Below are 12,924 nucleotides of genomic sequence, written 5' to 3'. Positions count from 1 at the left end.
AGAGATAATATTTTTGACTCCTATTGAATATAGGAGTTTTTCTTTGTTTGAAAGTTTAAAAATAGATATAATAATTTTCTGACTATTGATTATGGAGGGGTATAAATGAAAAGTGAAACGTTACACACTCAAGAAGATATATTAAAAATGCTTGATTCATTATTAAGACCCGCAGTACCATTTTGGAATGAATTTTACACGAATAGAGAAAAAGATGTTCCGTTTTTTGAAAATGTTCCAGATGAGAATCTAGTTTCGTATATACAAAAAGAGAGTGTTTCAAAAGGGAAAGTATTAGAACTTGGATGTGGTCCAGGAAGAAATGCAATTTATTTAGCGAAACAAGGGCTTGATGTAACAGCCGTAGATTTGTCTATAGAAGGAATTAATTGGGCCAAAGAGAGGGCGTTAGAAAACGGAATAGAAATACAATTTGTTTGTGAATCGATTTTTAATTTGGATTTTCAAGATGAATATGATTTTGTATATGATTCCGGTTGCTTGCATCACATTCCACCACATAGAAGAATGAATTATGTTGATCTAGTTAAAAACTCATTAAAATCGGGTGGTTATTTCGGATTAACATGTTTTGCAGCAGGTGATTTGAATGAGCGAAATGGATCGGAAATAACGGACTGGGATGTGTATAGAGGATGGAGTTTGCAAGGTGGTCTTGCATATTCAGAAGAAAAGTTAAGAGAGATATTTAAAGAATTTGAAGTAATTGAAATTAGAAAAATGAAGCAAATTGAACAACCAAATCATATGTTTGGAGAATCATTTCTTTGGACAGCATTATTTAAGAAGAAATAAAACATAGATAATTGACAAACTCATCGTTTTTATAGACAATACACTTATAAGAATATATGTTCGGTCTTATTGTCCGATGTATGTTTTGCATAAATACATAACAAGGGGATGTCTCTAAATGGGTAACACAAATCAAAAAATCACTACGTTTTTAATGTTTGAGGGCAAAGCTGAGGAAGCGATGAATTTTTACACATCGCTATTTAATCAATCAGAAATTGTAAGTATCTCTCGTTATGATGAGAATGGACCAGGTAAAGAGGGAACTGTAATTCATGCAACTTTTACGCTAAATGGACAAGAGTTCATGTGTATTGATAGTTATGTAAAGCATGATTTTACATTCACTCCAGCTATGTCTCTTTATGTAACTTGTGATACGGAAGAGGAAATCGAAACAGTTTTTAATAAACTAGCACAAGATGGAAAAGTTCTTATGCCTTTAGGTTCATATCCGTTTAGTAAAAAGTTTGGCTGGTTAAATGATAAGTATGGTGTGTCTTGGCAGTTAACTCTTGCTGGAGATGAATAATTAAAATAATATGGTGATATTAATGTTATAAAAAATAAAAGGGATGATACAAGATAAATATGTATCATCCCTTTTATTTTTTGTTTTACAACCGTCATCGGTTGTATTTATAACGACTTTAGGGGTGCTTTTTAAGTTTTTTATATAATATAAAACTGCTAATTTAATTTTTCAGCTTATCTAGTAATTGAATTCATTAACTGGAAGAAGTATTCAGGCTTATAAGTCTTATTTAGGTTATACCATGAATGTAACGTATCTGGTGCAAATACATCAATTTTTTTCAATACTTCCATTGCAAATTCCAGAGGAGCTACTCCTGATGCAGTAATCAAATTTTCATCACATACTGCAGGTTCCATCTTATAAAGTTGTTCTCCTTTATAATTAGGACAAACCATTTTAATATATTCTAAATCATTGCTTGTATGTTTTCTAGAATCTAGGTATCCAAAATTCGCTAACCCCTCAGTTGCACCACAAATGGCAGCAACAATAGTGCCGATTTTTAACGCTTCACCAATTTTTTTTAAGATAGGGTGATGAATGCTTTCCCCCCAAGTAGTCCCTCCAGGTAAAACTAAAAGATCGTTACTCTCAAGAGTACATTCATCCAGGGAAATATCTGGCTTTATGCTCAGTCCTCCCATCGTAGTAATAATTTCATTATTAGCTCCTACTGTAACTACCTTTAAAGGGGCTAACTCTTTTTTGAAATATCTTCCTGAGTTTAGTTCTGCAATTAAATGTCCATATTCCCAGTCTGACATCGTATTAAATACATAAAGATAAACTTTTTTTGTTTGCATACAATAACACTCCAATCACAATTGAGTCTTTCAAAAAAATATTAATAAACAAATTTTACAATATTTATTATTTGAATTTAACCTATTTCCTTAAGAATTCTTTAAAAAATAATTTGGATACTTTATTTGAAGGTATGGTTTACGAATTAAACAACCTTAAAAAAATATAATAGTTGAAATTTGTTGGTTTTAGAATGAAGAAATTAGGCTCAATATACCAACTTAATTATTCATAATTGAGTTGTGGTATAATTTACATACAGGGGGAAAGTAGATGACACAACATAAAGAAGAGCAAATGAATGAGGCATTAGCATTATTTTACTTTGCATATAAAACTTTTACAGAAAAACCAGATGAAATAATAAAAGAGTATAGTATACAGCGTGTACATCATAGAATTCTGTTTTTTATCGCTCGTTTTCCAGGGCTTAGTGTAAATGAACTGCTATCACTTTTAGAAATAAGTAAACAAGCTCTTCACGGACCGTTGCGCCAACTGTTAGATAAAGGACTTATTGAGAGTAATGAAGCTGCACATGATCGTCGTGTGAAACAGCTGTCTTTAACAGAAGAAGGAACAGACTTAGAGAAAAAACTGAGCGATGTTCAAAGAGAACAAATGGGAGCTATTTTCTCACAGTTTGGCGAATCCTGTGAAGAAAATTGGCATCAAGTTATGAATGAAATGGCAAATAGCCGTTCAGGATTTGATGCATGGACGTCTAAGCGTGAAATACCAGTAGAATAAAAGATAGAAACAGTATCTTGTTTTGTAGTTTGGAAAATCATAAATTTTTATCTGTATATTTGGCAACTATGGATAAAAAATTCACATTGCCAAAAACTTTATATGTGTACGTATTGAAATTTTAAAATTCATATTTCCGAGAGGGGAATTATAATGATAAAACTTGTACTCATTCGTCACGGACAAAGTTTGTGGAATCTTGAAAATCGATTTACAGGATGGACAGATGTGGATTTATCAAAGAATGGATTAAGTGAAGCGAGAGAAGCAGGAACAATATTAAAAAAGAATGGATATACATTTGATGTTGCGTATACCTCGGTACTAAAACGAGCAATTCGTACATTATGGATTGTACTGCATGAAATGGATCTCACTTGGGTCCCTATACATAACTCATGGAAGTTGAATGAACGCCACTATGGTGCACTACAAGGATTGAATAAAGACGAAACTGCAAAAAAATATGGAGATGAACAAGTTCATATTTGGAGAAGAAGTATAGATGTGAGACCGCCTGCACTTACTGAAGATGATCCTCGATATGAGGCGAACAATCCAAGATATAAAACGTTAAAAAAAGATGAATTCCCATTGACTGAATGTTTAGAGGATACGGAGAAAAGAGTAGTTGATTATTGGCATTCAGAAATTGCACCGTCATTAAAAAGTGGTGAGAAAGTAATTATTTCATCGCACGGTAATACAATTCGTTCGCTAGTGAAATACTTAGACAACCTTTCAAGTGATGGTGTGGTTTCATTAAATATTCCAACTAGCATTCCGCTTGTTTATGAGTTAGATGAAAAATTACGTCCGATTCGTCATTATTACTTAAGTATGGATGGAGAAGTACCTGAAGGGGAAATTCCGAAACATATTTCTTTTTAACATGAAAATTTGAAACGCATGCTTGTCTACATATACAATGTAGATTCATGATAAAGTGAAACTTTAATCAGTGGAGGGTGTTCATCCCGCACTGATTATTAGCCTTCACCAATCGGGCTTTTATGGGCAGTTGATCCCTCACCTAACGTCTTTGCTTTCGCTGAATTTTGAGGTGGGGGGGCTTACTGCCCGTTAATGCGGGATAAAAGACGTGGCCTGCTTCTAATGTATATGCGATGTTGCTAACTTTAGAAGGTTGTCCACGTCTTTTGTCATAAAGAGAGCTGTTTGTGCATGTAATGGTATCGTGAGTAGTTTTGGAATGGAGGGTGATGTGATTGACGATCTCTAACATTCGAATTGGCTTATTTATTTTAGCAATCGTCTTTATTGTTCTTGTTTTCTTTTATTGGAGAAATGAAGAGTTGTACGAGGAGAAGAAACAACGAATTCGAAAAACGTGGTACGGTTTGTTCATAACATCAGTCACAGTTTATTTCACGATAAAAGGAATAGATTTAACCCTCTGGAAAAATCTTTTAATGTTTACTGCGATGGTAATTTTCGTTGATATTGCATTCATTTTGACACCAAATATTTCAGAAATATGGGGCGCAAAATTCAGCGATATTGGAAAGACGGTCCAATCAATTAAAAGGTCATTAATTGCTTCAAAAGCAAGAGGAGAAATATATACGACAATTATTCAAAATGTGAATCCAACAGCCTTTGGGACAATGGAATGGCATACGGAAGAGGAATATACAAAAAGCTTAAACACATTTTTAGATTCATATGGGGAAAAGATTGGTGCGAAAATTGTTGTATTTGAAGCGGTGAAGGAATTAAATACAAACTTTCGTGGTATCCGCTCTCAATTTAGTATTATTGTTCCATTAGAACACATCGAGCAATTGAATGAGCAGAAAGCGGTGCAAGTAGAAAATGTCGGAATTATACCAGCAAAAATAGTTAGTGATGTTTTCATTGTTATTGATGGGAAGAAAAATAACCTTCAAGATCGAGATTTTGAAAATGTATATAATTTAACAATTCATCATAGTTATTTTAGTAAATAAGGACAGAATCTTTTTCTGTCCTTTTCACCTATACATAAAGGGAGAACAAATTCAGACAAGCTTGTATAAAATTGGACAATCATTCCTACACTAGCACGTAGAGGTGATTGTAGTGATAAAAGATTATGACAATGATTTTTTTAAAGAAGATAATGAAGATACAACAGATTTCTCTTTAATAAAAGGAGATACTTTGCAGCAAGTAGAAGAGTTAGAAGAAGAATTAAAAAGAAAATGATACGTGTACACTCTGTCTGCATTTGCTATATAATATAAATAAAAGGTTGTATCTTTTTGAAAAGGGGGAGAAGAGATGGCAGAAGTAAATGCTCAAAAATCTTCGTTTTTTAAAACTAAAAAAGAAGAATCAAATACAGATTTCTCTCTTGTGAAAGGTGCATTAACAGAAAATATAAATCGTTTAGAAAAACTTATGGATAGTAATAGTTCGAAATATGCTCGAGTGAAAAAAATAAAGGAAAATGCATAAGAGCATTTTCCTTTATTTTTCATTTTGCATTAAACTTTTCTTTTACTTTTAAAGGTAAATCCGCTTTTTGAATTTCTTCATAGGATTTTACTTCAATCGATGATATTTCATTTTTATCTTTATTTTCTTGGTCTACATAAATGCACATAAATGCCTTTTCATTTAATTTTTGATCGTTTGATTGTTTTTTACTTCTAAATGTAATTTGTTTTCTTACTCCATCTTCATCATATGCCGGCAATGTGTAGTTCCGTAAGTTTTTACCTTCTATCTTTTCAATAACCCCTTCACCTTTTATCTGTACGTAATATACATCCTTACCGATTCTATTTAGAGAAGCTCTTTCACACCCGATAGTTAAGTTGCAAAATAATAAACTTAGTGTAATAACAGATAAAATTTTTTTCATTTTCATTATCTCCTTTAAATTATGTATTTAAAGTATACGGTTATTTTTTTTATAGAAAAATCGATTTTGATTACAGCACTCTTACAATCTTGTAAGAGTATAGCTTATTTACACTAAATTAAAAAATATGAGGATGGAATGAATAGGTTATAATGAATTTTTGAAATCTTAAAATAAAAGTAAAATAATGAATCATGGTATAATAATAAAGGACGTACATATTATTTTGTCAATTGGAGAGGAGCTTAAAAATGTATTCTACTTTAGAACAATTAACAAAGCACCCTGTATTTTATCATTTTGCAGAAATTTCAAAGATTCCTAGAGGATCAGGTAATGAAAAAGAAATTAGTGATTACTTAGTGAGTTTCGCAAAGGAACGTAATTTAGAAGTTATTCAAGACGAAGCATTAAATGTCATTATAAAAAAAGAAGCTACTTCTGGTTATGAGAATGTTCCAGCTATTATCATTCAGGGGCACTCTGATATGGTGTGTGAAAAAAACCAAGCGACAGTTCATGATTTTGAGAAAGATCCAATTGAATTAAGAATTATTGGAGATATGTTATATGCAAACGAAACTACTTTAGGTGCTGATAATGGTATTGCCGTTGCATATGCATTAGCATTATTAGATTCAACAGACATCCCGCATCCAGCTTTAGAAGTTGTTATTACAACTGAAGAAGAAACGACAATGGGCGGTGCATTCGCTGTTGATTCAAATCATTTTGACGGAAAAATATTTATTAATATTGATTCTGAAGAAGATCATAAATTACTAGTGAGTAGCGCAGGTGGTGCGAAAGCAGTTGAAACGATTTCAGTGATTTGGGATGAAGCGTCAGTAGATATGGACACATACCGACTATATGTTGGGGGACTTAAAGGTGGACATTCTGGTTTGGAAATTGATAAACAACGCGGTAATGCGAATAAAGTATTAGGACGAGTTTTACGTGATTTATCACTTCACATTCAGTTTAATATGAGTGAAGTTCATGGCGGCTTAAAAACAAATGCAATTCCGCGTGAAAGTGTAGCTACAATTTTATTACGTGCAGAAGATGTACAGCAAGTAGAAGAAAAACTAAAATCATGGACACGTATGTTACAAGAAGAGCTACGTGCTGTTGATCCGGATGTTCATGTTTCACTTACAAAAGTAGAAGAAGAGGCGGAAAAAGTCTTTTCTAAAGAAACACAAAAACAGCTTATTTCTTCATTATTCTTAATTCCAAATGGTATACAAAGTATGAGCATGGATATTAAAGGTCTTGTAGAAAGCTCAACTAATTTAGGAGTTATTCAAACACTGCAAGATGAGATTAAATTACGAAGCGAAGTGAGAAGTTCTGTAAGTAGCTTAAAACAACATATTGTAGATGAAATTAAGTATATTGCGGAATTAGTAGGGGCAACATTTGAAAAAGAGTCTGAATATCCAGAGTGGCCATATAATCCTAATTCGCCTATCCGTAATCTATTCGAAAAAGTGCATCTAGAAAAATACAGCAAAGATGCTGAAATCTTTGCAGTACATGCAGGAATTGAGTGCAGTGTATTTGTTCAAAAAATGCCTGAGTTAGATGCTATTTCATTCGGTCCAGATATCTTTAATGTTCACACTCCAGATGAACATATTAGTATTTCTTCTGTTGTGAATAATTGGGGATTTTTCGTTGATGTAATGCAGGGAACGAAAGAATTAGCTAAGTAATAAAAGACGGAATAAAAAGCAGCTTAAATTTATAGGTTGCTTTTTTGTATAGAATTTTATGTGAAGCAAAATAATGGCCAAGAAATTTACCTATTGTTGATTTAAAATAAAGTTTGATAAAAAGATCTATTTTGCAGAGTATCTCTTTCTTCAACAATCGGGCCATTTAATTGAATAAGACTACACAAAAAGTCGCTTTCCCGTACCTAAGGAAAACGACTTTTTAGATTGGTTTTTCCCTTATTATCAAGCTTTTTACTTTAAGTTCCTTTGACTAATAAGGTTTACTTCAGTAAAATAAGGTATATTATATTTGTTGAATAGATTCTCTTTAAAGACAAGAAAAGTAGGTGAACAAAGTGGGGAAATATCAATTGGATTACAAAGGTCAGGCAGCTGTGGCAAAGTTTCATGAAAAACAGACGCCTGCCAAATTTGATAAAAAGCAGCAACTTGAAAAATTGCGTGCGGAGTATTTGAAAAAGAAGCAAAAACAAACAGATAAATAATACGTTATGTTTTTCTGAATTTTCTTTATGTAATGCATACAAACACAAGAAAATAGGTAAGTTATTCATCGTTCAAATATATACAGGCTATTTTTTCAAACCTCTTACTTAATGAACTAAAAAGTCGATTCCTTGAGATGGGAATCGGCTTTTTTAATAAGTGACATTTCCTTAGCGTTGTAAATCCGCATTTTCCTGATACTACCCCAAGAAGTAATTGAGGATAATGTATCTACCACAGTCGGGCGCTTTAATTGAGTAAGGTTCACAAAAATTATCAAACTTTTTTATAAAAGGATGATTCAATTGAATATAGAAAAAGCGTGTTTTGATCAATCTTTTTTTCAAAACACGCTTTTTCTATTCGCTCTTTTATCAAGGTTTATTAAGTTAATTTAATCAAACTTTATTCAAAAGCTACACCTATGTAAAGTTCTACTGTAATATTATACCCCCCCTTGATAAGGAGAAAGTATTACTACACAAGTGTCATGTGAATTTCATGTACCGTAATTTAAATAAAAAAATAAAGAGTTTCAAAAAAATATAAAATGGTTTTCTTGTCCGCACTCTCGGATTTATTATAACTTGGTTAATTTGACTTGTGTAATTTATTACGTTATGATTTTTCATTATAACTGAAAGGCTTGAAGATAATGATTCGTCGTTTGAAAAAGTTTAAAAATGTCGCTGTCGTATTAAGCTTCTAAGTAAATTGCAAAAATCTACAATACTTAGAAGCGAGGAATATAGTTATGAAGCATCCATTATTTAATCATTGGTCTGAAACAAAGTATTTAAAAGATATAGTAACAAATCCACTCATTGAAGTAGGTGAGTACTCCTATTATTCAGGGTATTATGGAAATCAAAATTTTGAAGATGGTTGTGTAAGGTATTTATGGGGCGATGCTAAGTCCCAAGCACTTTTCAATCCAATTGAACAGATGGGTTGGCATCTTGATAAACTTATTATTGGAAATTATGTTTGTATTGCAAGTGGCGTTATCATTTTAATGGGTGGTAATCATAATCATCACTCAGAATGGATTACAGTGTATCCATTCGCTGAGCAAATAGAACATTCATATGAACCGAAGGGCGATACAATCATTAAAAGTGATGCCTGGATTGGAATGAATGCTATTATAATGCCAGGCGTTACAATCGGTGAAGGTGCTATCGTTGCAGCAGGATCTGTCGTAAGTAAAGATGTTCCGCCATATACGATAGTGGGCGGTAATCCTGCTAAGGAAATAAAGAAACGGTTCACTGATACAGAAATGAATATGCTAATGGAAATGCGTTGGTATGATTGGGATAGAGAGTTGATTGAGAAGGCAATTCCTCTTTTATCTAGTCCAGCCATTGAACCATTATTTGCTTTTTATAAAAATGAAGTAAAAAATAAATAAATCAGCTAGAAAAACTACATTCAATATAGGATGTAGTTTTTTTATTATTTGTACTAGAAACAATTATGAAATAATCTCCCCATTATGGTTTAGTTTTTATAAATTATCTTAAGAAAAATTAAGAAATATAACCAGTAGTTCTTAATATGTTTTATTTATAATTCAAATGATTACACAAAATTGTTTCTTCATTTTCCCTTCAAGGTGTTCCATCACGAATTACTCGCCCGGAGGTAGAAAAGGTAGCTTATATGTTAGAAGTTTCAGCGATACTCCAAAAGCATCCACCTGAAGTATCTAGTGGGCAGCAACATGTATACTTGTGCATGAGCCAGCCATTATAAAGTTTATAAAGGCTGCAGCAATGATTCTTTTTTGTGAGATGGCGAAAAGGGATTTTTTATGTGCAATTCATTGTGTTTTCTTAACAAAACACCTAGTGCTTTCTTATCTTAAAGGGGAACATATTTATTACTTAGATTGTCTATTACGTGTATTACTAAAAATGGATATTCAAATTAAATACAATAAATCCCGTTTGATACCTATTTTTATGTATTACAAAAGTATGAAAGGACTTATTATTTTGAAAAATAAAAGGATGTGTATTGGTGGTGGACAAGTTTAATACTTTTACAGATGAAGCATTGCAAGTGGAAACGAAAAAGACATAACTCAAACAGTAGCTTATCAATCATACAAACGTAGGAGGATATATATGATGAAACCAGTTGTAGACGTGAAAAACGTTCAAAAAGTGTACGGTAAAAAAGCTGAGAATCAATCACACGCATTAAAAGGTGTTTCATTCTCGATTCAAGAGGGGGAGTTTGTCGGTAATATGGGGCCATCTGGTTCTGGCAAAACAACATTATTAAATGTAATTTCGACACTTGATAAAGCGACAGGTGGTGTTATTGAAATTGCAGGAACGGATATTACGAAAATGAAACAAGGTGAGCTTTCAGATTTCCGTTCACAAAAATTAGGGTTCATTTTCCAAGATTTTAACTTATTAGAGAACTTATCTATTTATGAAAACATTGCACTTCCACTTTCCCTTCAAGGTGTTCCATCACGAAATATTGGGCCGAAAGTAGAAAGGGTAGCTGATATGTTAGGAATTTCAGCAATACTTCAAAAGTATCCATCTGAAGTATCTGGTGGACAGAAACAGCGTTCAGCAGCAGCACGTGCACTTGTGCATGAGCCGGCAATTATTTTAGGGGACGAGCCAACAGGAGCTCTTGATTCTAAAAATGCAACAAGTTTACTTGATGCAATGACAAACTTAAATAAAGTACAAGGTGTATCTATTATGATGGTTACACATGATCCATACAGTGCAAGTTACTGTCAGCGTATTTTATTCATTCAAGATGGTGAGTTATATAAAGAAATTCACCGTAATGGTACACGTGAAGAGTTTTACAAAGAAATTTTAGACGTGCTTGCAGACTTAGGCACACAAAAAGCATAAGAAAGGAGGTTTGGGCATGTTATTTAAACTTTCCATGTCAGGGCTAAAAAGTAAGTTACAAGATTATATTGTATTACTTATTGGTCTAATTGTATCTATTTCAACTTTCTATATGTTTCAAACGCTATCACTAAATAAAACGTTCCTTGAATCTAATGCAAACGTTGGTCCTATTGTATTAATATTCCAAATAGGTTCCTTTTTATTAGCGATTGTAACATTTTTTTACATTATGTATGCAAACTCTTTCTTATTATCTCTTCGCCAAAAAGAGTTTGGTATGTATATGATGTTAGGAGCAAAAAAGTATAAAGTTACATTACTGATGTTCCTTGAAACAATTGTATTAGGTGCGGCATCACTTGTAATTGGGATCACAATTGGTGTAGGACTTGCAGAAGGTATCGGACAGTTATTAATGAAACAATTGGAGTTAACTGGAGAAGGTTACAAAGCTTTGTACATTCCATCTATGGTTGCTACTTGCATCTTCTTCTTTGCATTATTTGTACTATCAGCAAGTATGAATAGTATTAAATTATCACGTATTTCTGTATTACAACTTGTACATGCAGATGCACAAACAGAGCGTGTCGCGGTAAAAGGAAAAATGACAGTTGTAGTTGCATTCCTTGGTCTGATTTTGTTAGGTATTGGTTATGCATCACTGCTCTATATACCACAGGCAAAAAATCTAGGAACCGTTCCTACATTAATGGCTCTTGGATTAATCGCAGCAACTGTTAGTACTTACATGTTGTTTGGATCACTTCTCCCAGTTATGATTAAAAAATTAAAAAGTAATAAAAAGCGTAGTGAAAAAAGGCTTAATGCTTTTACCTTTGCTCAATTAAACTTCCGCATTAATGGCCTAACAAATGTGCTTGCGACGGTAGCGATCTTAGTAGCCCTTGGAGCAGGTGGAATTGCGTGTGGTATGGCATTTAAAAATGACGTTTTAAAGCAGACTGATAAAGGAACAATTTACGATTCGGTAGTTCATAATCCAACAGCAGAAGAAAAGAACATTTTGAGTAGTATTTTATTTCAAGAGAAACTTGAATATCGTTACAAAGTAGATGATAAGTATGTTTATTATATAAAAGAAGAGCTAGAGAACAATCGTCCTTTAGTAAAAGATAGAAAAAATGAGAAGATAATGAAAGTTTCAGAAGAGATTCCCATGGATGCATTTGCATTGTCAAGACAATGGGGGAAAGAGGATGCGGAATCAAAACAATGGAGAGAAGCTTTCGAAACAATTCAGCCAAATTATATACATCCTGATCATAAAATAAAAATTGTAGATCAAAACATATACGATAGTATGAAAGATACAGAAAATACGGTGTTTATTGGGAAAACAGATGTTTTTGGAGCATACGTAAAAGAATGGAAAAAAATTGATGAATTGCAGGTAGTTAAATATAAAAATGTGAAAGTGGAAGAACTGGATAGTAAGTATCAAACATATAAGGCGAATCAAAGTTTTTCCAGCGGACTAATGTTTATGGGGTTCTTCGTTGGAATTGCGTTTTTAGCAATGATGGCAAGTTGCTTAATGTTTAAAATTCTATCTGGCGCATCTAAAGATAGTATACGTTATCAAATGCTTCGTAAAATTGGTGTTCGCCGGGAATTATTAACACAATCGATTTATAAGGAGTTATCCTTCGTATTCTTAGTCCCAGCAATTATCGGTATTGTTCACATATTAGTTGGTATGAATATGTTTGGCCCTCTTTTAATCGATCCGTATTTTCGAATTTGGTTACCAATTGTTATTTTCATAGTGATTTACTCGATTTACTACTGGATTACAGTTCAATTGTATAAAAGAATTGTACTTCCGAAAGAAGGTTAATGTAATAATGTTATGTATACTAAGTATCATCATAATTGGCCCCCGTTATGATGAAGGGAAAGGAAGTGGGAAAATAGTATCGTTCCTACATTGAGTACTACTTTAACCTTATTTGTAGGAACTCTTGCACTATCCCCTTACAATAAAATTGAATAATC

Annotated in this window: 14 protein-coding genes; 12 read left to right on the top strand and 2 right to left on the bottom strand. The window is 32.8% G+C overall.

Annotated features, from left to right (window positions below; translation table 11 throughout):
* Positions 1-105 precede the first annotated feature (105 nt).
* Together AC1DS7_RS01240 and AC1DS7_RS01235 are read left to right on the top strand one after the other, a co-directional pair.
* Complete coding sequence (locus AC1DS7_RS01240; protein WP_476998712.1) at positions 106-816, top strand: class I SAM-dependent methyltransferase; 711 nt, start codon at positions 106-108, stop codon at positions 814-816.
* A gap of 118 nt (positions 817-934) precedes the next feature.
* A complete protein-coding gene (locus tag AC1DS7_RS01235; RefSeq protein ID WP_002012925.1) occupies positions 935-1,348 on the top strand; it encodes a VOC family protein in 414 nt (137 codons plus the stop codon).
* Positions 1,349-1,524: 176 nt separating this feature from the next.
* On the opposite strand, the gene AC1DS7_RS01230 is transcribed toward AC1DS7_RS01235, so the two are convergent.
* A complete protein-coding gene (locus AC1DS7_RS01230; protein ID WP_113709453.1) occupies positions 1,525-2,157 on the bottom strand; it encodes a type 1 glutamine amidotransferase family protein in 633 nt (210 codons plus the stop codon).
* Positions 2,158-2,431: 274 nt separating this feature from the next.
* Here AC1DS7_RS01230 and AC1DS7_RS01225 point away from each other — a divergent pair, with 274 nt between their 5' ends.
* From AC1DS7_RS01225 to spoIISB, 5 genes are all read left to right on the top strand, one after another.
* Complete coding sequence (locus AC1DS7_RS01225; RefSeq protein ID WP_002017049.1) at positions 2,432-2,908, top strand: MarR family winged helix-turn-helix transcriptional regulator; 477 nt, start codon at positions 2,432-2,434, stop codon at positions 2,906-2,908.
* Positions 2,909-3,061: 153 nt separating this feature from the next.
* Complete coding sequence (gene gpmA, locus AC1DS7_RS01220) at positions 3,062-3,799, top strand: 2,3-diphosphoglycerate-dependent phosphoglycerate mutase (protein WP_002032137.1); 738 nt, start codon at positions 3,062-3,064, stop codon at positions 3,797-3,799.
* A gap of 338 nt (positions 3,800-4,137) precedes the next feature.
* A complete protein-coding gene (locus AC1DS7_RS01215; protein ID WP_002032139.1) occupies positions 4,138-4,878 on the top strand; it encodes a type II toxin-antitoxin system SpoIISA family toxin in 741 nt (246 codons plus the stop codon).
* 112 nt (positions 4,879-4,990) lie between these two features.
* Positions 4,991-5,116, top strand: coding sequence for a hypothetical protein (locus AC1DS7_RS01210; RefSeq protein ID WP_000588712.1), 126 nt, complete (start codon positions 4,991-4,993; stop codon positions 5,114-5,116).
* 75 nt (positions 5,117-5,191) lie between these two features.
* On the top strand, positions 5,192-5,368 hold the full coding sequence (gene spoIISB, locus AC1DS7_RS01205; protein WP_002017052.1) for a stage II sporulation protein SB: 177 nt from the start codon (positions 5,192-5,194) through the stop codon (positions 5,366-5,368).
* 19 nt (positions 5,369-5,387) lie between these two features.
* Here the strand turns inward: spoIISB and AC1DS7_RS01200 are convergent, their stop codons facing one another.
* Positions 5,388-5,777 (bottom strand): YxeA family protein, encoded by a 390-nt coding sequence (locus AC1DS7_RS01200; protein WP_476998711.1) that lies wholly within the window; start codon positions 5,775-5,777, stop codon positions 5,388-5,390.
* A gap of 251 nt (positions 5,778-6,028) precedes the next feature.
* Between AC1DS7_RS01200 and AC1DS7_RS01195 the strand changes: the two genes are divergently transcribed.
* The 5 genes from AC1DS7_RS01195 to AC1DS7_RS01175 all read left to right on the top strand — a co-directional run bounded on the left by AC1DS7_RS01195 (position 6,029) and on the right by AC1DS7_RS01175 (position 12,766).
* Positions 6,029-7,498: an aminoacyl-histidine dipeptidase gene (locus AC1DS7_RS01195; protein ID WP_476998710.1), complete on the top strand. Its 1,470-nt coding sequence runs from the start codon at positions 6,029-6,031 to the stop codon at positions 7,496-7,498.
* Between the two features lie 359 nt (positions 7,499-7,857).
* Positions 7,858-8,007, top strand: a complete 150-nt coding sequence (locus tag AC1DS7_RS01190) for a hypothetical protein (protein WP_002069316.1) — start codon at positions 7,858-7,860, stop codon at positions 8,005-8,007.
* Positions 8,008-8,762: 755 nt separating this feature from the next.
* A complete protein-coding gene (locus AC1DS7_RS01185; protein ID WP_061675943.1) occupies positions 8,763-9,422 on the top strand; it encodes a CatB-related O-acetyltransferase in 660 nt (219 codons plus the stop codon).
* 718 nt (positions 9,423-10,140) lie between these two features.
* Positions 10,141-10,902 (top strand): ABC transporter ATP-binding protein, encoded by a 762-nt coding sequence (locus AC1DS7_RS01180; RefSeq protein WP_476998709.1) that lies wholly within the window; start codon positions 10,141-10,143, stop codon positions 10,900-10,902.
* Positions 10,903-10,918: 16 nt separating this feature from the next.
* A complete protein-coding gene (locus AC1DS7_RS01175) occupies positions 10,919-12,766 on the top strand; it encodes an FtsX-like permease family protein (protein ID WP_113769426.1) in 1,848 nt (615 codons plus the stop codon).
* Positions 12,767-12,924: the final 158 nt, after the last annotated feature.

The organism is Bacillus sp. P4_E1 (assembly GCF_056401715.1).
The sequence above is the reverse complement of the archived record's forward strand: the minus strand, read 5'-3'. Positions and strand labels throughout refer to the sequence as shown.